26 protein-coding genes are annotated in these 22,153 nt (G+C 67.6%); 19 read left to right on the forward strand and 7 right to left on the reverse strand.

The window, feature by feature from the left end; translation table 11 throughout:
• Nucleotides 1–162 precede the first annotated feature (162 nt).
• A complete protein-coding gene (locus FND50_RS15980; protein WP_007296384.1) occupies nucleotides 163–1,146 on the forward strand; it encodes a TerC family protein in 984 nt (327 codons plus the stop codon).
• A gap of 43 nt (nucleotides 1,147–1,189) precedes the next feature.
• Here the strand turns inward: FND50_RS15980 and FND50_RS15985 are convergent, their stop codons facing one another.
• A complete protein-coding gene (locus FND50_RS15985; RefSeq protein ID WP_005240736.1) occupies nucleotides 1,190–1,474 on the reverse strand; it encodes a YciI family protein in 285 nt (94 codons plus the stop codon).
• A 73-nt stretch (nucleotides 1,475–1,547) separates the two neighbouring features.
• Nucleotides 1,548–2,072: an amino-acid N-acetyltransferase gene (locus FND50_RS15990; protein ID WP_005240737.1), complete on the reverse strand. Its 525-nt coding sequence runs from the start codon at nucleotides 2,070–2,072 to the stop codon at nucleotides 1,548–1,550.
• A gap of 117 nt (nucleotides 2,073–2,189) precedes the next feature.
• On the opposite strand from FND50_RS15990, the gene pgsA reads away from it, so the two are divergent.
• The 13 genes from pgsA to recX all read left to right on the forward strand — a co-directional run bounded on the left by pgsA (nucleotide 2,190) and on the right by recX (nucleotide 12,304).
• Nucleotides 2,190–2,852 (forward strand): CDP-diacylglycerol--glycerol-3-phosphate 3-phosphatidyltransferase, encoded by a 663-nt coding sequence (pgsA, locus tag FND50_RS15995; protein ID WP_005261154.1) that lies wholly within the window; start codon nucleotides 2,190–2,192, stop codon nucleotides 2,850–2,852.
• Entirely contained in the window at nucleotides 2,849–3,349 is a 501-nt protein-coding gene (locus tag FND50_RS16000) for a CinA family protein (protein ID WP_005261153.1), read from the forward strand. Before pgsA ends, FND50_RS16000 begins: the two co-directional genes overlap by 4 nt.
• Nucleotides 3,350–3,420: 71 nt before the next feature.
• On the forward strand, nucleotides 3,421–3,807 hold the full coding sequence (locus tag FND50_RS16005; protein ID WP_007296380.1) for a helix-turn-helix domain-containing protein: 387 nt from the start codon (nucleotides 3,421–3,423) through the stop codon (nucleotides 3,805–3,807).
• A 157-nt stretch (nucleotides 3,808–3,964) separates the two neighbouring features.
• Complete coding sequence (locus FND50_RS16010) at nucleotides 3,965–4,792, forward strand: PspA/IM30 family protein (protein ID WP_144286333.1); 828 nt, start codon at nucleotides 3,965–3,967, stop codon at nucleotides 4,790–4,792.
• Between the two features lie 18 nt (nucleotides 4,793–4,810).
• On the forward strand, nucleotides 4,811–5,641 hold the full coding sequence (locus tag FND50_RS16015; RefSeq protein ID WP_260850996.1) for a phage shock envelope stress response protein PspM: 831 nt from the start codon (nucleotides 4,811–4,813) through the stop codon (nucleotides 5,639–5,641).
• A 190-nt stretch (nucleotides 5,642–5,831) separates the two neighbouring features.
• A complete protein-coding gene (locus FND50_RS36110; RefSeq protein WP_007296377.1) occupies nucleotides 5,832–6,008 on the forward strand; it encodes a hypothetical protein in 177 nt (58 codons plus the stop codon).
• A gap of 16 nt (nucleotides 6,009–6,024) precedes the next feature.
• Entirely contained in the window at nucleotides 6,025–6,741 is a 717-nt protein-coding gene (locus FND50_RS16020; RefSeq protein WP_144286334.1) for a PIG-L deacetylase family protein, read from the forward strand.
• 271 nt (nucleotides 6,742–7,012) lie between these two features.
• On the forward strand, nucleotides 7,013–7,645 hold the full coding sequence (locus FND50_RS16025; protein ID WP_144286335.1) for a TetR/AcrR family transcriptional regulator: 633 nt from the start codon (nucleotides 7,013–7,015) through the stop codon (nucleotides 7,643–7,645).
• Complete coding sequence (locus tag FND50_RS16030; protein WP_144286336.1) at nucleotides 7,642–9,186, forward strand: glycerol-3-phosphate dehydrogenase/oxidase; 1,545 nt, start codon at nucleotides 7,642–7,644, stop codon at nucleotides 9,184–9,186. Before FND50_RS16025 ends, FND50_RS16030 begins: the two co-directional genes overlap by 4 nt.
• A 27-nt stretch (nucleotides 9,187–9,213) precedes the next feature.
• Nucleotides 9,214–10,362 carry a glycosyltransferase gene (locus FND50_RS16035; RefSeq protein WP_144286337.1) on the forward strand — a complete coding sequence of 383 codons (1,149 nt, stop codon included), beginning with the start codon at nucleotides 9,214–9,216 and terminating at the stop codon, nucleotides 10,360–10,362.
• Between the two features lie 33 nt (nucleotides 10,363–10,395).
• On the forward strand, nucleotides 10,396–10,590 hold the full coding sequence (locus FND50_RS16040; RefSeq protein ID WP_005240748.1) for a DUF3046 domain-containing protein: 195 nt from the start codon (nucleotides 10,396–10,398) through the stop codon (nucleotides 10,588–10,590).
• Nucleotides 10,591–10,735: 145 nt separating this feature from the next.
• Complete coding sequence (recA, locus tag FND50_RS16045; protein ID WP_005240749.1) at nucleotides 10,736–11,779, forward strand: recombinase RecA; 1,044 nt, start codon at nucleotides 10,736–10,738, stop codon at nucleotides 11,777–11,779.
• Nucleotides 11,780–11,788: 9 nt separating this feature from the next.
• Nucleotides 11,789–12,304, forward strand: coding sequence for a recombination regulator RecX (recX, locus tag FND50_RS16050; RefSeq protein ID WP_144286338.1), 516 nt, complete (start codon nucleotides 11,789–11,791; stop codon nucleotides 12,302–12,304).
• Nucleotides 12,305–12,405: 101 nt separating this feature from the next.
• On the opposite strand, the gene FND50_RS16055 is transcribed toward recX, so the two are convergent.
• The 4 genes from FND50_RS16055 to FND50_RS16070 form a co-directional block, all read right to left on the reverse strand.
• Nucleotides 12,406–13,305, reverse strand: a complete 900-nt coding sequence (locus FND50_RS16055; protein WP_144286339.1) for an amino acid ABC transporter permease — start codon at nucleotides 13,303–13,305, stop codon at nucleotides 12,406–12,408.
• Nucleotides 13,302–13,982 carry an amino acid ABC transporter permease gene (locus FND50_RS16060; RefSeq protein WP_005261143.1) on the reverse strand — a complete coding sequence of 227 codons (681 nt, stop codon included), beginning with the start codon at nucleotides 13,980–13,982 and terminating at the stop codon, nucleotides 13,302–13,304. Before FND50_RS16060 ends, FND50_RS16055 begins: the two co-directional genes overlap by 4 nt.
• Nucleotides 13,983–14,074: 92 nt before the next feature.
• Nucleotides 14,075–14,908 carry a glutamate ABC transporter substrate-binding protein gene (locus FND50_RS16065; RefSeq protein WP_144286340.1) on the reverse strand — a complete coding sequence of 278 codons (834 nt, stop codon included), beginning with the start codon at nucleotides 14,906–14,908 and terminating at the stop codon, nucleotides 14,075–14,077.
• 79 nt (nucleotides 14,909–14,987) lie between these two features.
• Nucleotides 14,988–15,716 carry an amino acid ABC transporter ATP-binding protein gene (locus FND50_RS16070; RefSeq protein ID WP_005261142.1) on the reverse strand — a complete coding sequence of 243 codons (729 nt, stop codon included), beginning with the start codon at nucleotides 15,714–15,716 and terminating at the stop codon, nucleotides 14,988–14,990.
• 210 nt (nucleotides 15,717–15,926) lie between these two features.
• On the opposite strand from FND50_RS16070, the gene miaB reads away from it, so the two are divergent.
• Nucleotides 15,927–17,444: a tRNA (N6-isopentenyl adenosine(37)-C2)-methylthiotransferase MiaB gene (gene miaB / locus FND50_RS16075; protein WP_144286341.1), complete on the forward strand. Its 1,518-nt coding sequence runs from the start codon at nucleotides 15,927–15,929 to the stop codon at nucleotides 17,442–17,444.
• Complete coding sequence (locus tag FND50_RS16080; RefSeq protein WP_005261140.1) at nucleotides 17,441–18,061, forward strand: hypothetical protein; 621 nt, start codon at nucleotides 17,441–17,443, stop codon at nucleotides 18,059–18,061. Before miaB ends, FND50_RS16080 begins: the two co-directional genes overlap by 4 nt.
• A gap of 6 nt (nucleotides 18,062–18,067) precedes the next feature.
• Here the strand turns inward: FND50_RS16080 and FND50_RS16085 are convergent, their stop codons facing one another.
• Entirely contained in the window at nucleotides 18,068–19,453 is a 1,386-nt protein-coding gene (locus FND50_RS16085; RefSeq protein ID WP_005563802.1) for a DUF349 domain-containing protein, read from the reverse strand.
• 204 nt (nucleotides 19,454–19,657) lie between these two features.
• On the opposite strand from FND50_RS16085, the gene FND50_RS16090 reads away from it, so the two are divergent.
• From FND50_RS16090 to FND50_RS16100, 3 genes are read left to right on the forward strand one after another with little or no spacing between them, the layout of a single operon-like run.
• Nucleotides 19,658–20,374, forward strand: coding sequence for a class III extradiol dioxygenase subunit B-like domain-containing protein (locus FND50_RS16090; RefSeq protein WP_144286342.1), 717 nt, complete (start codon nucleotides 19,658–19,660; stop codon nucleotides 20,372–20,374).
• A complete protein-coding gene (gene miaA / locus FND50_RS16095) occupies nucleotides 20,371–21,300 on the forward strand; it encodes a tRNA (adenosine(37)-N6)-dimethylallyltransferase MiaA (RefSeq protein ID WP_186301291.1) in 930 nt (309 codons plus the stop codon). The genes FND50_RS16090 and miaA overlap by 4 nt, the downstream gene beginning before the upstream one ends.
• Nucleotides 21,297–22,145, forward strand: coding sequence for an RNA methyltransferase (locus tag FND50_RS16100; protein WP_144286344.1), 849 nt, complete (start codon nucleotides 21,297–21,299; stop codon nucleotides 22,143–22,145). Before miaA ends, FND50_RS16100 begins: the two co-directional genes overlap by 4 nt.
• The last annotated feature ends 8 nt before the right edge of the window (nucleotides 22,146–22,153 follow it).

Below are 22,153 nucleotides of genomic sequence, written 5' to 3' on the forward strand. Positions count from 1 at the left end.
AATGGTCACCGAATTGGAGGGGAGTATCCCCACCTCTGTGACTGCATCGTCAACACGATCGGCACCATTGCCGATCCGGTGCTGTCAGTCGCGCTGACAAGAGGTTCCGGCGCGGCGGGAGAGACCTCCGGTACCCGATAGGTCTACCGGAGGTCTGTGTTCATGCATGTGTCACCGCTGGTCTGGGTCATCACCTGTGTGGTGATTCTCGGACTGTTCGTCTTCGACTTCTTCGCGCACGTGCGCACCCCGCACGCCCCCACCTTCCGTGAGTCGGCGTTCTGGTCGTCGGTCTACATCGGTGTCGCGATCCTGTTCGGCCTGGTCGTGATGTGGTTGTGGGGAAGTCAGTACGGCGGCGAGTATTTCGCCGGTTACGTCACCGAGAAGGCGTTGTCGGTCGACAACCTCTTCGTGTTCGTCATCATCATGGGAACATTCGCGGTGCCGCGGGAGTACCAGCAGAAGGTACTGCTGATCGGCATCGTGATGGCACTGGTGATGCGCGGCATCTTCATCGGGGTCGGTGCCGCGGCGATCAACGCCTACAGCTGGGTGTTCTACCTGTTCGGTGCGTTCCTCATCTACACCGCGTACACGCTGGTACGTGATCACGGGCACGAGAAAGAGGTGGAGGAGGAGCGCGACAGCAAGATCGTCGCCGTCGCGAAGAAGATCCTCCCCACCACGGACACCTACGACGGCGACAAGCTCGTCACGCGGATCAACGGCAAGCGCGTCGTGACGCCGCTACTGCTCGCGCTGGTCGCCATCGGCTTCACCGACGTGCTGTTCGCACTCGACTCGATTCCCGCGATCTACGGACTCACCCAGGAGCCGTACCTGGTCTTCACGGCCAACGCGTTCGCGTTGATGGGTCTGCGTCAGCTGTACTTCCTCATCGGCGGCCTGCTGGACCGCCTGGTGTACCTGTCGTACGGCCTGTCGATCATTCTCGCGTTCATCGGTGTCAAGCTCGTGCTGCACGCCCTGCACGAGAACACGCTGGGCTTCATCAACGGCGGCGAGCACGTGGCCGTACCGGAGGTGTCCACGGTGTTCTCGCTCGCCGTCATCATCGGTGTGCTGGCAGTGACCACCGTCGCCAGCCTTCTCAAGACGCGGAACACGACGCCGGTGAAGTAGGTCCGCCGGCCGTCGTGCTCGAGGGTGTCTGGTGCTCGGCGAGTCAGGAACTGAATTCGCCGAGCACCGGAACCCATTCCACGATCCGCGAGGCCGCCACGAGTCCGTTGCGGGCGAACGGGTCGTGGGTGAAGAGCAGTTCTACGGTCTCCGCGTCGGCGGCGTCGACGATGATGAATGCGCCGCTGCCGTCGGCGAACGGGCCGGACGACACGACGGTCTTCCGCTCGGCGAGCTCACCGAGCCACTCGCGGTGGGCGGGGCGATGCTCGTCGCGTCCTGCGACGGTGTCGGCCGAATACGTGTACTCCACTACGAACAGGGACATGTTCTCGCTCTCTCGGGACGTGTTCGTCTAACAAAAATGGGATCAGGGCACTTCTGTCTCACACACTGGGATTTCAGAGGGTGAGAAGCATTCGGGTATTGCCGAGGGTGTTCGGCTTGACGTAGCTCAGATCGAGGAATTCGGCGACACCGGTGTCGTACGAGCGGCACATCTCGGCGTAGACCTCGGCGGTCACGGGTGTGCCGTCGATTTCGACGAATCCGTGCTTGCCGAAGAAGTCGACCTCGAACGTGAGAACGAAGAGACGCTCGAGTTCGAGTTCCCGCGCGACCTCGATCAACTTGGCCACCACGTGGTGTCCCGCACCCTGGCCCTTGGCCGACGGATCGACCGCGATCGTGCGTACCTCGCCGAGGTCGGCCCAGAGCACGTGCATTGCGCCACAACCGATCACGTTGCCGTCGCGTTCGGCCACCCAGAACTCCTGGACGGATTCGTACAGGGTCACGAGGTTCTTCTCGAGCAGGATCTTGCCGGAGTAGATGTCGATCAGGCGCTTGATCTCGGGAACGTCGGAGGTTCGTGCTCGCCGCACGATCAGCTGATTGTCGGCGGTGTCCGGCGTCCGAGAAGTCATGTCGTGAACATTAGCCAACGGCCGTACCGATATTCTTAGGCACGTGCCGGTACGACCTACGATTCCTCCCCACTCCCCGCTGCGTCCCGGGGTGCAGTTCTCCGCTGCGGTGCTCCGATGAGCACGCAGCGCGAGGATTGGACGGCCGCCGGCCAACCGGCGGCCCCGGACCCGTCGGTGGAGCCTGCGAGTGAGACGGCCGTACCGCTTCTGAACATCGCGAACATCCTGACGATTCTCCGGATCCTGCTGGTCCCGGTCTTCCTGGTCGTGCTGTTCGTCGGCGACGGACACTCGACGACGTGGCGCCTGATCGCCACCGGCGTGTTCGCCGTCGCGGCCATCACCGACCGGATCGACGGGCAACTCGCCCGCAAGTACGGCCTCGTCACCGATTTCGGCAAACTCGCCGATCCCATCGCGGACAAGGCGCTGATCGGAGCGGCCCTCGTGGGGCTGTCGATCCTCGGAGACCTGCCCTGGTGGGTGACGGCGGTGATCGCGGTCCGGGAGCTGGGCATCACGCTGCTCCGATTTGCGGTCCTGCGACACGCCGTCATTCCCGCGGGCCGGGGCGGCAAGCTCAAGACTCTCGTGCAGACGATCGCGATCGGTTACTACCTGCTGCCGCTGCCCGACGGGTTCGAGGTCGCCGGCTGGATTCTCATGGGCGCCGCCGTGCTGCTGACGGTGGTGACCGGGCTGGACTACGTCGTGCAGGCGGTCCGCCTTCGAGCCGGCGTGCACAAGGTCGAGGCGAACGCGAGCACCGGGGCGTGACCGACCCACTGGTAGACGGCACGCGGGCCGGTGACCTGGTCGCCGTGCTCACCGACCGCGGCGAGACGGTGGCCACCGCGGAATCGCTCACCGCGGGACTGCTCACCGCGACCATCGCCGGAGTGCCCGGTGCCAGCAACGTGCTCCGTGGCGGGCTCGTCGTCTACGCCACCGACCTCAAGGCCACCCTCGCCGGGGTCGATCCCACCCGACTGGCTGCGGACGGGCCCGTGGCGGCATCCACGGCACGCGCACTCGCGGACGGGGCCCGCGCCCGCTGCGGCGCCGACTGGGGCGTCGGACTGACCGGTGTCGCCGGCCCCGACATGCAGGACGGACACCCGGTCGGCACCGTGTTCCTGAGCATTTCCGGGGCATCCGGAACGGCCGTCCGCGAGCTCGGATTGACCGGGGACCGGTGGCAGATCCGTAAATCTGCGGTTTCCGCCGCCGTGTCGGGACTACTCGATCGTGTGCAGGAAACATCCGCAGGCTAAGGTCGGGAACCAATCGGTCCTGTTCGCGCGTTGAGATAGGCGAGACAGGTGACGGATGAAGGAGGAGCGAGATGGCGCTGCTATTGCGTGAGGCAATCGGTGACAGTCTTCGGCGTACGCGCGTTTCGCAGAGCCGGACCCTGCGTGAGGTCTCCAACAGTGCTCGTGTGAGCCTCGGATACTTGTCCGAGGTCGAACGAGGGCGCAAGGAAGCCTCGAGTGAGCTCCTGGCGGCGATCTGCGACGCGCTGGAGGTCCCACTCTCCGATGTGCTCGTCGACGTCAGCGAATCGCTGTCCGACGGTTCTTCGGCCAAGCGTGCGGACACCGACCGGCACGCCGTCGAATCCGCGCCCGCCGAGGCTCCCGCCGCGAGCGCACGACCGGGTTCGACGACCATCGCCCGCGACACCCGGGTGGTCATCCCTGCACCCGCGCAGGCGCTGGCTGCCGCGTAGCAACACCCGTGCCGAACCGATAGATTTCAGTTAACCGCCGGTCTCGTTGTCGGCGGGGCAGACAGGCAGTCGGGGCGCAGCCCTTGTTCCGGTGCGTGACGGTCGCGTATCGGGTCGCGCATCGCGCGGCGCAACAGATGGAGGCAGGATCAAACCCATGGCTAATCCTTTCGTCAAGGGATGGAAGTACCTGATGGCGCTCTTCAATTCCAAGATCGATGAGAAGGCTGACCCCAAGGTTCAGATTCAGCAGGCGATCGAGGATGCGCAGCGCCAGCACCAGGCCCTGTCGCAGCAGGCCGCGTCGGTCATCGGCAACCAGCGCCAGCTCGAGATGAAGCTCAGCCGGCAGCTCGACGAGGTGGAGAAGCTCAACGCCAACGCCCGTCAGGCCGTCAACCTGGCCGACCAGGCCCAGTCCGCGGGCGACACCGAGAAGGCCATCCAGTACACCAACGCCGCCGAGGCGTTCGCGGCGCAGCTCGTCACCGCCGAGCAGGGCGTCGAAGACCTCAAGGCGCTGCACGACCAGTCGCTGCAGGCGGCCGCACAGGCGAAGAAGGCCGTGGAGCAGAACGCGATGGCTCTGCAGGCCAAGGTCGCGGAGCGCACCAAGCTGCTCAGCCAGCTCGAGCAGGCCAAGATGCAGGAACGGGTCAGCGAGTCGCTGCGCTCCATGGACAGCACTCTCTCGGCTCCCGGCAACACGCCCAGTCTCGATGCCGTGCGCGACAAGATCGAGCGCCGCTACGCCGACGCCCTCGGTTCCGCCGAGCTGGCACAGAACTCGGTGTCGGGCCGCATGATGGAGGTGCAGCAGGCGAGCATCCAGATGGCCGGACACAGCAGGCTCGAGCAGATCCGGGCTTCGATGAAGGGCGACGCCCTGCCGTCCGGCGGTGCCGCCAACGCGCCTGCGACCCCGGCCGCAAACCCGAACCTCGACAAGCAGCCGCCGGCAGCGGGCCAGGCCGGGACTGCGTAGCAGCCGAACAGTATTCGCATGAGTTCCACCCGACGTGGCCGACCTGGACGCGCAGTCCGGTCGGCCACTGTCGTGTCCGGACTCGCCGGGATCCAGGGCGCGCTGCGTGACGCCGGTGAGTCCGTCGCGGACGCGGCGCAGAAGTGGCGCGACCCCCGGGAACGTCTGCTGCGGAAGAAGCGGCGGGCCAGGCGTCGCGCGAAGCGTTTCGGCATCGTGTCCGGGTCCTCGGCCACCGGTGCCGCCGGTCTCGCTCTGATGGCCGCGCCGGAGTGGTCGATGCTGATGGCCGGCGGCGGCGCCGTCGTGTTCGCGGTCCCCGCCGTGCTGGCCGTCAGCCGATACCGCAAGCTCGACGCCGTGACGTTGCCACCGGGCCTGCCTGCCCGCCGGGTCCTTCCGGCGCCGTCCTCGGCCGCCCGCGAGCCGATGGAACGACTCGTGCACAGCGAGCGCGCACTGCACGGCATCCTCGGTATGCTGTCCCGGTCCGGGACGATCAGCGGTGAGGACATCGAGGACACCCACGCCACGGCCCGCTCCGCGGCAGCCGCCCTGCAGGCGGTCGCCCTCGACATCACGTCCATGGAGGACGCCGCCCAGGGCAGCCGTGCCGCGGCCGCACCGCTCCACCGGGCGATCACCTCCGCCGCCGCGCAACTGGACGACGGCGTCGACCAGTTCGAAGAACTGGTGGCCGCTGCCGCCGAGGTCGCCGTTCCCGGAGCCACGAGTGCCGTCGGCGAACTGGCGTACGAACGTGCAGAACTGGTGTCTGCGACGGAAAAGCTCGCCGGCCTCGCGGCGGCTCTCGGTGAGATCGACGACATCGTTCGCCGCTACCGCTGATGTCGTCGATCGACCGGTCCGGTGACTTTCGGTACATCGTGTGGGGGAGAACCCTGATCTTTCCCTGATCTTTACGCTGACCTGGTGATTTACCCGCTCCGCCGTGCCACGCTGGTGTGCGAACCCGATAAGTGGGGTCGACCAGATGTCGGGCGCAGAATCGATCGGGGAGACGTGAGTGGAGGAAATCATGTTCTGGAAGATTGTTCTGGCGGTCGCGGCGATCTGGATCGCATTGGCGGTCGTCGGTGCCCTCGTCAAGGGTCTGTTCTGGATTCTCGTGGTCAGCGCCGTGGTGTTCGGCGTGTACCTATTGATCAAGGCGATGTCCGGATCCGGCGAGAAATCGGACATCACGCGGAGCTGACAGGCATGCTCTACCCATGGAACCGGTACCCGAGGACTGGCATCGTGGGCTCGTCGTCGTCGCGCACCCCGACGACATCGAATACGGCGCAGCGGCGGCCGTGGCGCGCTGGACCGAGCAGGGCAAGGACATCCGCTACGTGCTCGCCACCAGCGGGGAAGCGGGGATCGCGGGCCTGCACCCCGCGGCGTCGGGCCCGCTCCGGGAGGCGGAGGAGCGGCGTTCCGCAGCCGTGGTGGGAGTGACCGACGTCGAGTTCCTCGGGTACCCCGACGGCACTCTCGTGGAGAGTCTCGCGCTCCGCCGCGACCTTGCGACGGCGATCCGTCGTCATCGCCCGGATCTCGTGGTGACGGCGAACTTCGCGGACACGTGGGGGCCCGGCCAGCTGAACAGCGCGGACCACCGCGCACTCGGCCGTTCCGTTCTCGACGCCACCGCGGACGCCGCGAACGAATGGATCTTTCCCGAGCTGGGGGAGTCGGGGCTACCGCCGTGGCGCGGTGTCCGCTGGGTCGCCGTCAACACGATGACCCCAACCCACGCGGTGGATGTCACCCACACGGTGGATCGGGCGGTGCTCTCGCTGGCCGAGCACACCCGCTATCTCGAAGCGCTCAGCGACGTCCCGGTGGGGCAGCAGGCGAGGGCCCAGGTCGAGATGGTGACCGGGCCGCAACCGGGATTCGCCGCCGAACGCGCGGTGGGATTCGAGCTCTACTTCTTCGGCTGAGGCTGCGACCGAGAACGAACGTGGCGGAGCTCCTATCTGGCGATTAAATCCGACCCGGACGGAACAGAGAAATTATCCGAATAATTCGGTGGTTGCCCTCCGCTTTTCTCCGACGCGCTGGCACCTTCTGTCACCTCGCCCTCTGATCGCGTTGGCGCTACTCACATCCCCGAGGTAGGGGAGTGGGGCGTGCATCGTGCGAGCCTGGCGATGTGCTTCGAGGATCGGTTCGGTGCCGACAGGGGATTCATGCGTTACGGTGTTACACACAATGTCTATCCGTAATTCTCCGTCGCGTGACGACACCTCAGCGAGCGTCGAGGACTCCATTCTCGACGCCGCACGCTCGTGCATCCTCGATTTCGGACTGCGTCGCACCACACTGGCAGAGGTCGCCCGGCGCGCAGGCGTCAGCAGGCCGACCGTCTACCGACGCTGGTCCGACACCAGGGCCGTCGTCGCCGATCTCATGACCTGCGAGATCGCTGCCGTGATGCCCGAATTCTCCGCCGAGGAATCGGTCCACCGCCAGCTGGTCGACGCCGTGGTCCACGTGTCCACCGAGGTGCGCGACCATCCGCTGTTCGTGAAGATCCTGCGTTCGGATCAGGAACTGTTCACCACCTACATCCTCGAGCGGCTGGGTACGAGCCAGCGGGCGATCATCGACCAGGTTGCGTTCGCGGTGTCGACGGGTCAGGACCAGGGCTCGATCCGCGCGGGGGACAGCCGTCAGATCGCCACGATGATCCTGCTCATCGCGCAGTCCGCGGTCCAGTCGGCCGTGATGGTGGCCGAGGAACTTCCCGGCGACGCCCTGACGGAGCAACTCCGGCACGCTGTCGGCGCCTACCTGGCACCGGACGCCGCCGGCAACCACCCGACAGAACGAGGAGACCGGTGAACCACCCGAACACGCCGCCCGTGAGCCGCTCGTCGGTTCTGAACGCCGCGCGAAGGGCGCGCGAACTCGACCGGCTGTCGGACGGTGCAGTCATCGACGTGCTGGTGATCGGCGGCGGAGTGACCGGTGTCGGCGTCGCGCTCGACGCGGCGTCACGCGGCCTCGACGTCGTGCTCGTGGAGAAGCGGGATCTCGCGTTCGGGACCAGCCGGTGGAGTTCGAAACTCGCCCACGGCGGGCTGCGGTATCTGGCATCGGGCAACGTCGGCATCGCCCGCAAGAGCGCGGTCGAACGCGGAATCCTCATGACCCGCACCGCCCCCCACCTCGTCCGAGCGCTCCCGCAGCTCGTCCCCGTTCTCGATTCGACGACGCTGTTCGGCAAGTCCCTCGTCCGCACGGGCTTCCTGGCCGGTGATCTGCTGCGTGCAAGTGCTCGCACACCGTCGTCGGTCCTGCCGCGATCCCGGTCGGTCCGGGCCGACCGGGTGGTCGAACTCGCCCCCGCGGTGCGGCGGGAAGGCCTGCGCGGCGGTCTGATGGCATTCGACGGCCAGCTCATCGACGACGCCAGACTCGTGGTGTCCCTCGCGCGCACCGCCGCGCTCCACGGTGCGAAGGTGCTCACCCGGACGGGCGCGTACGACGTGACCGGGACGTCCGCGACCCTGCGCGACGAGCTGACCGGCTCGGAACTGCCGATCACGGCGCGCGTCGTGGTTAACGCGGCGGGCGTCTGGTCGGGTGAGATCGATCCCGGGATCACGCTGCGGCCCAGTCGCGGCACACATCTGGTGCTCCCGGCCGAGCGGCTCGGGAACCCGACCGCGGCGCTCACGGTTCCGATCCCCGGTGAGACCAATCGCTTCGTCTTCGCGCTGCCCGCACAGCTCGGCCGCGTGTACCTCGGCTTGACCGACGAGGCGGCGCCGGGACCCGTTCCGGACGTCCCGGTGGCGTCGGAGCAGGAGATCGACTTCCTTCTCGACACGGTCAACACCGCGCTCGAGGTTCCGTTGCAGCGCTCGGACGTTGTCGGGACCTTCGCCGGGCTGCGACCTCTGCTCGACACCGGGGACGGATCCACCGCGGACCTCTCGCGCAATCACGCCATCCTGCGTTCGGACACGGGTCTCGTCAGCGTGGTCGGCGGCAAGCTCACCACCTATCGCAAGATGGCGGAGGACGCCGTCGACGCCGCGGTCGAGGTGGCAGGACTCGACGCGGGCCCGTGCCGGACGCGGGCCCTGCCGCTCGTCGGTGCCGCGACACCCGAAGCGCTGCGGAAGGTCTCGGCCCCGCCGGCGCTGCTCGCCCGCTACGGAACGGAGGCGGCGCTGATCGCCGCCGCCGACCCCGAACTGCTGGCGCCGATCTCCGAGGGTGTGGACGTGAGCCGCGCCGAGCTCGAGTTCGCGGTGACTCACGAGGGGGCACTCGACGTCGACGACCTACTCGACCGGCGCACCCGGATCGGACTCGTCCCCGCCGACCGTGCGCGGTCCCTCGCCGCCGCCGAAGCCGTGTTCGAGAAACGGTGACGCCGACCGTGTGACACTCTGTGGTTCGTGCGAGTCGCCGTGGTCGCCGGGCCTGATCCCGGACATGCCTTCCCTGCCCTTGCGTTGTGCCTCGCCTTCATCGAGGCCGGAGACGATCCGGTCCTGTTCACAGGTACACGGTGGGTCGAGCCCGCACGGGCGGCCGGTGTGCCTGCCGAGTTGCTGAAAGGTCTCGCGCCCCGCCCGACGGACGACGACCTCGATGCGGGCGCGCGCATTCACGCCCGTGCCGCGCACATCTCCACCGAGTTGCTCCCCGACCTGCGCGCGATGGGACCCGACCTCGTCGTCTCGGACATCCTCACCGCCGGCGGGGGCATGGCCGCGGAGCGGCTGGGGATCCCGTGGGTCGAGCTGTCCCCGCACCCGCTCTACGCCGCGTCCAAGGGGTTACCGCCCATCGGAAGCGGTTTGGCCCCGGGCGTGGGAATTCGGGGCAGGCTCCGCGACACGCTCATGCGTACCGCGACGGCGCGGTCGATCCGGCAGGGTGAGCGGCAACGCTCCGAGGCCCGGGTCGGCGTCGGACTGCCTGCGAAGGACCCGGGGCCCGTTCGGCGGCTGATCGCGACACTCCCCGCGCTCGAGGTGCCGCGACCGGACTGGCCCGCCGAGGCGCACGTGGTCGGGCCGCTGCTGTGGGAACCGACGAACGAGGTGCTCGAACCGCCGGACGGCGCCGATCCTCTGGTCATGGTGGCTCCGTCGACTGCATTCACCGGCGCCGAGGGCATGCTCGAGACGACGCTCGCGGGGCTCGACGGGGCAGGTGTTCGTGTGATCGCGTCGATACTCGACCGATCGCCGGCCACGGTTCCGCCCTGGGCGCGAGCTGGTCTCGGCCGTCAGGACGCGATGCTGCGCGAGGCCTCGGCCGTCGTCTGCGGCGGCGGACACGGAATGCTGGCCAAGGCCCTGCTCGCAGGGGTTCCGGCGGTGGTGGTTCCCGGCGGCGGCGATCAGTGGGAACTCGCGAACCGGGCCGCGCGGCAGGGGAGCGCCGTCGTGGTGCGTCCCCCGAGTGCGGAAGCCCTCCGCGCGGCAGTCGAACAGGTGCTCTCGAACGGTGCCCACGCGGACGCCGCGCAGCGGGCGGCGCGGAGTATCGCGGTTGTCACCGATCCGGTGGAGGTGTGCCGCGCCGCGCTGCGGTGAGGGCCCGGCACGCGGTTCGGCTAGCGTGGACGTGTGCGACTGACCGAATTTCACCAACTCGTCCGCGAAGAGTTCGGGCAGATGCGCGGCGACGCGCTGCTCGTCGACCACGTGCTGCTCAGTCTCGGGGGCAAGACCGCCGCCGAAGCCATCGAGGACGGCCGGGAACCCCGCGAGGTGTGGCGTGAACTCTGCGTCGAGTTCGACGTCCCGCCGCAGCGCCGGTAGAGATCCGGCGTGTCGAACGGACCGACCGCACATATCGAACACACGTTCCCCTATGCTGGGGATGTTCGGTGGTCACGGTTCTTGTCGGTACCTGGATCTAACCTGACCGCAGATCACTGATGAGACTCGAGGAATGGGGACGACGATGGCACCACAGGCACACGATCGAGACAAGGCGCTCGACCTCGCGCTGGCGCAGATCGACAAGAACTTCGGCAAGGGCTCGGTGATGCGCCTGGGCGAAGGTGTCCGTCAGCCCATCGCCGTCATTCCGACCGGCTCCATCGCGCTGGACGTCGCCCTCGGCATCGGCGGGCTGCCCCGCGGCCGTGTCGTCGAGATCTACGGCCCGGAGTCCTCGGGTAAGACCACCGTGGCTCTGCACGCGGTCGCCAACGCCCAGGCTGCCGGCGGCATCGCCGCGTTCATCGACGCCGAGCACGCGCTCGACCCCGACTACGCCCAGAAGCTCGGCGTCGACACCGACGCGCTGCTGGTGTCGCAGCCCGACACCGGTGAGCAGGCGCTGGAGATCGCAGACATGCTGATCCGCTCCGGCGCCCTCGACATCCTCGTGGTCGACTCCGTGGCCGCTCTGGTCCCGCGCGCCGAGATCGAGGGTGAGATGGGCGACAGCCACGTGGGTCTGCAGGCGCGTCTGATGAGCCAGGCGCTCCGTAAGATGACCGGTGCGCTCAGCAATTCCGGCACCACCGCGATCTTCATCAACCAGCTGCGCGAGAAGATCGGCGTCATGTTCGGTTCCCCCGAAACCACCACCGGTGGTAAGGCATTGAAGTTCTACTCGTCGGTGCGCCTCGACGTGCGGCGGATCGAGACCCTGAAGGACGGCACCGACGCGGTGGGTAACCGTACCCGCGTCAAGGTGGTCAAGAACAAGGTTGCGCCGCCGTTCAAGCAGGCAGAGTTCGACATTCTCTACGGCCTGGGAATCAGCAAGGAAGGCTCGCTGATCGACATGGGTGTCGAGCACGGGTTCATCCGTAAGTCGGGTTCCTGGTACACCTACGAAGGCGACCAGCTGGGACAGGGCAAGGAAAACGCCCGCAAGTTCCTGTTGGAGAACACCGACATCCGGGACGAGATCGAGAAGAAGATCAAGGAGAAGCTCGGAATCGGCGCCGACGTCACTGCTGCTACGGATGACGCCGCCCCGGTCGAATTCTAAGGCGCCGCCGTGCGTCCGACGGGCGAAGGTGGGACGGAGACGCAGGCCAAGGATTTGTGCCTGCGTCTCTTGACGGACCGTGCCCGGAGCCGAGCGGAATTGACCGAGCGTCTGGCGAAAAAGGGCTACTCGCACGAGATCGCTGAGCGTGTGCTGGATCGCCTCACTGAGGTCGGACTCGTCAACGACGCCGACTTCGCCCGGCAATGGGTGCATTCGCGGCACACGTACTCCGGCAAGGGGAAACGTGCGCTCGCACTGGAACTGCGCCGCAAGGGCATCGGTCAGGAGGACGCCACCGAGGCGCTCGCTCAGATCGACAGCGAAGACGAACGAGCGCGAGCCACCGAACTGGTCGCGAAGAAACTGCGGACGGTGTCCGCGGACGATCGGGACCGGGCGGTTCGCCGACTGGTGTCGATGCTCGCGCGCCGCGGATTCCCCCAGGGCATGGCATTCGAGGTGGTCAAGGAACAACTCGATCGCGCGGGTGCGGAAACCGACGGCCTGTTCGACGAGACCTGATTACGACGAGACGACGACAACACCGACGAGACGACAACACTGCGGTCGGACGGAACAGAGTTCCCGTCCGACCGCAGTGCTATTTCGGGGCGAATGTCACATCACAACCGCTTGTCGGTGATGTCCATACCCGGAACCGACACCGCCGGAAGCTCGGGAACGGCCCCCTTGGGGCCTCCGCCCTTGCGGCTGGCCCGGAGTCGCTTCTCCACCTTGGTCGCCACCACGGTGAGCGTGTAATTGAGGACGATCATGATGATCGCCACCACGATCAGGGCGGGCAGGTAGTTGCCGTAGAACGCACCGAGCTGCTGACCGGACCGCACCACTTCGACGTAGCCGATGAGGTAACCGAGCGCGGAGTCCTTCAATGCCACCACCATCTGCGAGATGATCGCCGGGAGCATCGCCGTGACGGCCTGCGGAAGCAGGATAGTGCCCATGACCTGGCCCTTGCGCATACCCAGCGCCATGGCGGCCTCGCTTTGCCCCTTGGGGAGCGAATTGATGCCTGCCCTGACGATTTCGGCGATCACCGAGCCGTTGTACAGCGTGAGGCCCACGATGACCGCGGCGAGCGCAAGGTATTTCGACTTGAAGACCTCGTACTCGGCGAACAGCTGGTACGAGAAGATCATCAGGATCAGCACAGGGATGGCGCGGAACAATTCGACGATCCCGCCGGCGACCCATCGCACCGGCCGGTGGTTCGACAGGCGTCCGATGCCGAGGATCGCGCCGAGGATCAACGCGAACAGGATCGATACGGCGGCTGCCACGAGGGTGCCGCGGATACCGGGGATCAGGTATGTCGTCCACGACGTCGATTCGAGGAACGGATCCCATTTCGCCGCCGTCAGCTGACCTTTGTCGTCGAGCGCGGCGTAGACGAGGTAGCCGATTCCCAGTAGCGCGACAGCGACCACGACCGAGACCAGGCGATAGATGTTCTTCGCCTTCGGACCCGGTGCGTCGTAGAGGACGGTGGCGGCATTGCTCATCGTGCAACCTCGAATCGCTTGCTCAGGTATCCGAAGAGAAGCCCCATCGGCAGGGTCAGGATCACGAAGCCGAGCGCGAAGATGCCACCGACGACGAAGATGGCGGCCTCGTTCTCGATCATTTCCTTCATCAGGAGCGACGCCTCCGCCACGCCGATCACCGAGGCGATCGTCGTGTTCTTGGTCAAGGCGATCAGCACACTACCGAGTGGGGCGGTGACCGCGCGGAAAGCCTGCGGCAGCACGATCAACCGCAGATTCTGGGAGAACGTGAGGCCGAGCGACCGGCCCGCCTCCGCCTGTCCGACGTGCACCGTGTTGATACCGGACCGCAGCGACTCGCAGACGAACGCTGCGGTGTAGACGCTGAGGCCGAGCACGGCGAGCCGGAAGTTGTTCTCCTCGAAGAACGTCGGCGACTGCTCGGGGGCGAGCTTGACGCCCATCGTCTGGAAGAGCCCGAAGGAGCAGAAGATGATGATGAGCGTCAGGGGAGTGTTGCGGAAGATCGTCACGTACGCCGTGCCGACGCCACGCGCGACCGGGATCGGTGACACCCGCATCGCCGCGAGGATGGTGCCGAGTATCAGAGCACCGACAGCCGAGAACGCGGTGAGTTGCACCGTCGTCCAGAATGCGTCGATCAGCTGATCGCTGTATTTGCTCAGTAGGTCCACTTACCGTCTCCCCAGGTGACCGGTGGTTGGTGTCGAACCGGGCCGGACGATTCCGCGAATGGGGAGTCGTCCGACCCGGATGAGTGAGTTGCTCAGTACCGATCGACGGTCGGCGGGGCGGGGATCGGGTAACCCGACGCGCCGACGGTCTCGTTGAACGCGCGCTCCCACGAGCCGTCCGCGATCATGGCGTCGATGGCGTCGTTGATCTTGGCGCGGGTCTCGTCGTCGCCCTTGGCCAGGCCGATGCCGTAGCGCTCTTCGGTGAACGGCGCGCCGACCACCTTCAGCTCGCCGGGGTACTGCGCCGCGTAGCCGGCGAGGATGATGTCGTCGGTGGTGACGGCGTCCACCGCACCGTTACGCAGCGCCTCGACGCACGCCGAGTACGTGTCGAATTCCTGCAGCTGCACGTCCTGCGCGTACGTGTCCTTGACCTTCTGCGCCGGGGTGGACCCGGTGACGGAGCACAGCTTCTTTCCGCCGTTGAGCGAATCGGGGCCGGTGATGTCGGTGTTGTCGGACTTCACCAGGAGCGACTGTCCGGCGATGAAGTACGGCCCGGCGAAGTCGACCTTCTCCTTGCGGGCGTCGGTGATCGAGTAGGTGGCGACGATGTAGTCGACCTCACCGTTCTGGATCAACGTCTCGCGCTGAGCCGACGGGGACTCCTTGAACTCGATGTTCTCGGGCGCGACACCCAGCTTGCCGGCCACGTATTCGGCCACCTCGACGTCGAAGCCGCTGAAGGAACCGTCGGGGTTGCGCAATCCGAGGCCGGGCTGGTCGTACTTGATTCCGACTGTGAGCTTGCCCTCCGACGCGCTCTGGGATGCGCTCTTCTCTTCACCTCCGCCACAGGCAGATGCGACGACGGCGAGCGCCATGACGCCGATTCCCACGCGAATCGCGCGATTGATCCTCATCGAGTTCCTCCAATTGAAATGACGGGTGTTGCGTGTGGAGCACGGTCGACCGAGAGCACCGCATCGGCGCTCCTTCGGGTCAGTGGCTGAGAATCTTGCCGAGAAAGTCCTTCGCGCGCTCGGATTTGGGAGCGGTGAAGAACGTGGTGGGCTCGGCGTCCTCGACGATCTGGCCGTCGGCCATGAAGAGAACACGGTGGCCGACCTTGCGGGCGAAGCCCATCTCGTGGGTCACCACGAGCATGGTCATGCCGTCCTTGGCGAGTGAGGTCATGACGTCCAGGACCTCGTTGACCATTTCCGGGTCGAGTGCGGACGTCGGCTCGTCGAACAGCATGACCTTGGGGTTCATGGCGAGTGCGCGTGCGATTGCGACTCGCTGCTGCTGACCGCCCGACAACTGCGCCGGGTACTTGTCCGCCTGGTTGGCTATGCCGACCCGCTCGAGAAGCTCGTAGGCCCTCGCCTTCGCGTCGGCGCTGCTCTTCTTCCGCACCTTGACCGGTGCGAGCATCACGTTCTCGAGGATCGTCTTGTGGGCGAACAGGTTGAACGACTGGAACACCATGCCCACGTCGGCGCGCAGCGCCGCCAGGGCCTTGCCCTCGGCCGGTAGTACCTTCCCGTCCACCGCGATCTCACCGGAGTCGATGGGCTCGAGGCGGTTGATGGTGCGGCACAGCGTCGACTTACCCGAGCCGGACGGTCCGAGGACGATCACGACCTGTCCGCGAGGGACTTCGAGGTCGATCTCCCGGAGGACGTGGAGGGCGCCGAAGTGTTTGTTCACCGATTTCATCGAGATCATGGACGGGGCCGCGCCCGTGGAGGGTGTCGGCGTCGCGTCGTCGGCTTGCGTCATAGTCGATGACCCTATGTGTTGGGAGCGGGAGCACCTGCCATTTGCCCCGAGAATCCTCGGGATGTCACGGAAACTTTACTGTCCGGCTTCGGGTGTGTGTCCGGGCGCACACCGGCCGCGACGAGGCGATCTGGCGCGGGCCGTACCCTGGCATACGTGGACACGATCGACCAGACCCCTCCCCGCAGCTACGAGGTGCGCACGTACGGCTGCCAGATGAACGTGCACGACTCCGAGCGGCTGTCGGGGCTCCTCGAGGACGCCGGCTACACGAAGGCGGCCGCGGGGCAGGCGCCCGACCTCGTCGTCTTCAACACCTGCGCGGTCCGGGAGAACGCCGACAACAAGTTGTACGGCAACCTGAGCCACCTCGCGCCTGCGAAGGAACAGAACCCCGACATGCAGATCGCGGTCGGCGGGTGCCTGGCGCAGAAGGACCGCGACGTCGTCGTGAAGAAGGCGCCGTGGGTGGACGTCGTGTTCGGCACCCACAACATCGGTTCGCTCCCCGCATTGCTGGACCGGGCCCGCCACAACCAGCGGGCCGAGGTCGAGATCCTCGACGCGTTGGAGGCGTTCCCGTCGACGCTGCCCGCCAAGCGGGAGTCGGCATACGCGGGCTGGGTGTCCATCTCGGTGGGATGCAACAACACCTGCACGTTCTGCATCGTGCCCGCGCTGCGCGGCAAGGAGGTCGACCGGCGCCCCGGCGACATCCTGGCCGAGGTGCAGGCACTGGTGAACGAGGGCGTCGTCGAGGTCACCCTGCTCGGGCAGAACGTCAACGCGTACGGCGTGTCCTTCGCCGATCCCGACCAGCCCCGCGACCGCGGCGCGTTCGCCGCGCTGCTGCGCGCGTGCGGAGAGATCGACGGGCTCGAGCGGGTGCGGTTCACGTCTCCGCACCCGGCCGAATTCACCAACGACGTCATCGAGGCGATGGCCGAGACCCCCAACGTGTGTCCCCAGCTGCACATGCCGCTGCAGTCCGGATCGGACCGCGTGCTGAAGGCGATGCGCCGCTCCTACCGGAAGTCGCGGTTCCTGGGGATCATCGAAAAGGTCCGCACCGCGATGCCGCACGCGGCCATCACCACCGATATCATCGTGGGCTTCCCGGGTGAGACCGAGGAAGACTTCCAGGACACCCTCGACGTGGTCCGGCAGGCACGCTTCACCAGCGCCTACACCTTCCAGTACTCCAAGCGTCCGGGCACCCCGGCAGCGGAGATGGACGAGCAGCTGCCCAAGGCCATCGTCCAGGAACGGTACGAGCGTCTCATCGCGTTGCAGGAACAGATCACCCTCGAGGAGAACCAGAAGCTCGTCGGCGCCGAGGTGGAACTGCTCGTCGCCGCCGGGGAGGGCCGCAAGAACGCGGAGACCGCCCGGATGAGCGGGCGCGCCCGCGACGGCCGCCTCGTCCACTTCCGGCCCGCGGGCAACCTCGACGGGAACGTCCGGCCCGGCGACGTCGTCACGGTCGTCGTCAGTGCCGCCGCCCCGCACCACCTCGTCGCCGACACCCCGGTCCTGACCCACCGCCGCACCCGCGCGGGCGACTCCTTCGAGAAGGGCGTCACCCCGAAGACCCCGCCGATCGGCGTGGGACTCGGACTGCCGCAGATCGGTGCGCCCGCACCACTACCCGCCCAGATGGGATGCAACGCATGACCACCCCGTTCGACGACAAGCGGCACGACGGAAACCGGACCGGCGACAACGGTTCGGGTTCCGAGAGCGAGCCGATCGAGAGTTACCTGAAGGATTTCGACGCCGCCGAGAAGAAGGTGGCCGGCGAGATCGATCCCGGCGCGCGTGCCCTCGTCGTCGCGGTCGCGGTGGTCGTACTCCTCGGTTCGCTGACGTTGCCGCACTCCGGCATCGCGAACGGCTGGGAGGTGCTGGTGTACGGGGACGACGCCCGCGCGGAGACGATCGCGCTGCCGTCGCGGCTGTTCGTGTGGTTCGAGGTGGTGTTCGGGGTCGTCGTGTCGATGCTGGCGCTCGTCACCCGCCGCTGGGCGCTCGCCTGGGTGGCCCTCGCCGGTACCGCCGTGTCCATCGTGTTCGGCATGCTCGCCATCTGGTCGCGGCAGACCCCGGCGCCCGGCGTCGAGGCGGCCGGACCGGGGATCGGTCTGATCATCGGCTGGCTCACCGTCATCGTGCTCACGTTCCACTGGTTGAAGGTGGTCTGGAGCCGCACCGCCCTGCAGCTGGCCGCGGAAGAAGAACGCCGCGCCGCTGCCGCCGAAGCGGAGCGACGCGGCGACTGGAACGTCGGCTGATCGTGCCTACGGACCGCTGACGGCGCCCTCGGCCGCCTCGGCCCATTCGCGCCACTGCTGGGCCTGTGCAAGGGCGCTCTCGGCGTCCTTCGTCTTGCCCGCGGCGGTCGCCTTGGCGGCCTGCTCCTCGAACTGTGTGACCCGCTCCCGGAACTGCGCGGCCCTGGCGAGGGCCTCCGGGTCGGTGCGGCGCCATTCCTCGTCGGCGGCGTCGCGAACACGCTTCTCGATGGCGCGCAGCTTGCCCTCGAGGTCGTGCATCCGCTCGCGGGGCACCTTGCCGATGGCGTCCCACTTCTCCTGCAGGTCGCGGAGCGCGGCCCTCGCCGCGTCGATGTCCTTGGCCGGATCGATGTGGCCGGCGTTCTTCAGCAACTCTTCCTTGGCGACCGCGTTCTCCTCGAACTCGGCGTCGCGTTCGGAGGACGCGGCGTTGCGGGCGGCGAAGAACACGTCCTGAGCGCCCTTGAACCGCCTCCACAGGTTGTCGTCGGCTTCCCGCGGTGCGCGGCCCGCGGCCTTCCACTCGGCGAGCAGATCACGGAACGCTCCGGCCGTCGGACCCCAGTCGGTGGAGTCGGACAGTGCCTCGGCCCGTTCGACGAGCTCTTCCTTCTTGGTCTTGGCGGCGGCGCGCTCGCGGTCGAGTTCGGCGAAATGGGCGCCGCGACGCCGGTTGAACGCCTCCCGCGCCTTCGAATACCGCTTCCACAGGGCGTCGTCGACCTTCCGGTCGATACCGCGGATGGTCTTCCACTCGTCCAGGATCTCGCGCAGCCGGTCGCCGGCGGCCTTCCACTGTGTGGATTCGGCACCGATCTGTTCCGCCTCCGCGGCCAGCGCTTCCTTGCGTTCGGTGTGCGCCTGCCGCGACAGTTCCTTTTCGTGCTTGGCGTGGGCCGCTGCCTCGTCGGATCCGGCGATGATGACGTCGAGCCGCGCCGCGAGAGAATCGATGTCACCGATCACCGCGGCGGTCGGGAGGGATTCGGCGAGCGCGAGCGCGGCCGCCTTCGTCTTCTTCGCGTCGCCCGCGCCGGAACTGAGCCGGGCCTCGAGGAGTGCCACTTCCGTTGCCAGATCGTCGAAGCGCCGACCGAAGTGCGCCAGACCTTCCGCAGCGTCTCCGGCCTGCCACGACCCGATCTGCCGTTCGCCGTCCGCGGTCTTCACCCAGGCGGTGCCGTCGTCGTCCACGCGGCCGAACTTGCTCGGGTCACTGTGGGCGGGGGCGGCGACGGCGGGGGCGGAGAGGGCGTGTGTCGGTGTGGGGTGGGGCTTGGGTGCACCCGGTTTCGCGGCGGCACCGGGCTTCGGGAGGCTGGGCTTCGGTGTGTCGTGCTGCTGAGCGGCAGGCTCCACGGCGGGCTTCGCGTCGCTGCTGTCGGTCATCGGTTCCTCATCTCTGCCGCGCGTCACGGCTGCCTGAACGCAATACTGGCTCCATACGACCCGGGGACGGGTGCTGGCTCCATTCAACCCGGTACGGGCCCTGTGGACTATTGAATCAGGTCGGACGGTCCGCGTTGGTACCGATTGACGGCACCGCCAGAATCGGATGTCGGGTCCGCACGGACGGTCGACTAGCGTGACTGTGTGTTCACCGCCGCAATCCTCGTGCCGTCTCCACCGCTGCTGGTACCCGAACTGACCGGGGCGGCCGCTGCGGAGACGGCGCCGTTGCGGGATGCGGTCCAGACGGCGGCGAAGGCGTTGTCCGCGCTCGCCACCGAGTGGGTGGCGGTCGGAGCGGCGCCCGCCGCGGTGGCGGTACGTTCCGACGCCCAGGGCACCTATCGCGGCTACGGCGTCGACGTGCGGGTCGCGTTGCGGCCCGGTCCGGCAGGCGATCCCGACCCGGACCTGCCGCTCGCGGCGCTGACGGCCGGGTGGATCCGGGGGACGTGCGCGCCGGACGCCGTCGTCGACGTGCGGATCCTCGCCGCCGACCTGTCGCCGCAACAGTGCGCCGAGTACGGCGCGGAACTGCGCACCCTTCTCGACCGGGATCCGGAGCCGCGGGGTCTGGTGATCGTCGCGGACGGGGCGAACACTCTCACGGCGAAGGCGCCGGGCGCGTTCGACCCGCGTGCGGAGGGCGTGCAGGCCAGGATCGACGCCGCGCTCGACACCGGCGACCGCGACGCGCTGCTGGCCCTCGAACCCGCGGAGTGCGATTCCCTCGGCATCGGTGGGCGCGTCCCGTGGCAGGTTCTCGCCGGCGTGTTCGACGCGCCACCCGCATCCTGCCGGACGCTGTACAGCGCGGCACCCTATGGAGTCGGTTACCACGTGGGGGAGTGGCGTCCGTGACGTCGCCCGTGCCGATCGCCGTCGTCGGACCGACCGCAACCGGAAAGTCGGATCTCGCACTGGACCTGGCCGAACGTCTCGGCGGCGAGATCGTCAACATCGACGCGATGCAGCTGTACCGGGGCATGGACATCGGCACCGCCAAACTCGCCCCGGCCGAACGCCGCGGAATCCCGCACCACCAACTCGACGTGCTCGACGTGACGGAGACGGCCACCGTCGCGAACTATCAGCAGGCGGCGGTCCGCGACGTCGAGGCGATCGCCGCACGCGGCGCAGTGCCGGTCATCGTCGGCGGATCGATGATGTACGTGCAGTCGCTGCTCGACGAGTGGAGCTTCCCGGCCACCGATGCGTCCGTGCGGGCGCGGTGGGAAGCCGTCCTCGCCGAGAAGGGCGTCGCGGCCGTCCACGCCGAACTCGGCCGGGTGGATCCCGACGCCGCCGCGTCGATCCTCCCCACCGATGGCAGACGCCTGGTTCGGGCCCTCGAAGTCGTGGAGATCACCGGGAAGCCGTTCGCGGCGTCGGCCCCGCGGATCGGCGAACCGCGCTGGGGCACACACATCGTCGGTGTCGACCGGGATACCGCCGAACTCGACGACCGGATCCGGCTCCGCACCCGGCTGATGTTCGAACGGGGACTCGTCGACGAGGTGAACGGGCTGATCGAGCTGGGACTGCGCGACGGGGTCACCGCACCCCGGGCCATCGGCTACGCACAGGTCCTCGCCTGGCTCGACGGCGAATACGACCTCGACGAGGCGCAGGAACGCACATTCATCGGCACCCGGCGCTACGTGCGCAGGCAACGGTCGTGGTTCCGCCGCGACACCCGCATCCACTGGGTCGACGGAAGCGACCCCGACCTCGCGGACACCACGATCCGCACCCTCGGCGAGACCCGAACACTGGGAGAACGATGAGCCGCGCACCATCCGGACGCAACCGTCCGGCCCCGTCCCTGCTGGTGACCACCCGCAACGCCCGCTTCCAGCAGTGGCAGTCGTACCTCACCAACCGCGCCAAGCGAACGAAGGCGGGACGCTTCCTGATCCAGGGCGTCCGTCCCCTCAACCTGGCGCTGGAACACGACTGGCCGATCGAATCGCTGCTACACCGCATGGACGGCCCGCCACTGTCCGACTGGGCACGGGAACTGCTCGACACCCGATCCGTCGAACAGATCGGTGTCAGTGCCGAACTGATGGCCGAACTGGGTGAGAAGACCACCACCGCGCCGGAACTCATCGCCGTCGCGAAGACACGAACCCCGCGACTGAAGGACCTGAGACTGCAGGCCGTCCCTCTGATCGTCGTGTTCGACCGGCCCGCCTCACCCGGAAATCTGGGCACCCTCGTCCGTTCCGCCAACGCGTTCGGCGCCGACGCGGTCGTCGTCGTCGGCCACGGCGCAGATCCGTTCGACCCCCGGAGCGTCCGTGCCTCCACCGGATCCCTCTTCGCGATGCCCGTCGTGACGGTGTCGTCCGTCGACGAGATCCTCGCCTTCCGTGACGCCCGGCGGGCGTCCGGAACCGACCTGCACATCGTCGGCACCGACGAGACCGGCTCCGTCACCATCGACGCCCACGACTTCGGCGGCGGCACCGTGCTCGTCATCGGCAACGAGACCCGCGGGATGAGCGCTGCGTGGCGTGACGCCTGCGACACGGTGGTCAACATCCCGATCGGAGGCGCCGCGAGTTCCCTCGGCGCCCCCTCCGCCGGCGCCGTCGCCCTCTACGAAATCGCCCGGCAGCGTAAATGAACCGCACC

The sequence above is a fragment of the Rhodococcus sp. WB9 genome (genome assembly GCF_007558985.1).
Lineage (GTDB): Bacteria > Actinomycetota > Actinomycetes > Mycobacteriales > Mycobacteriaceae > Rhodococcus_F > Rhodococcus_F opacus.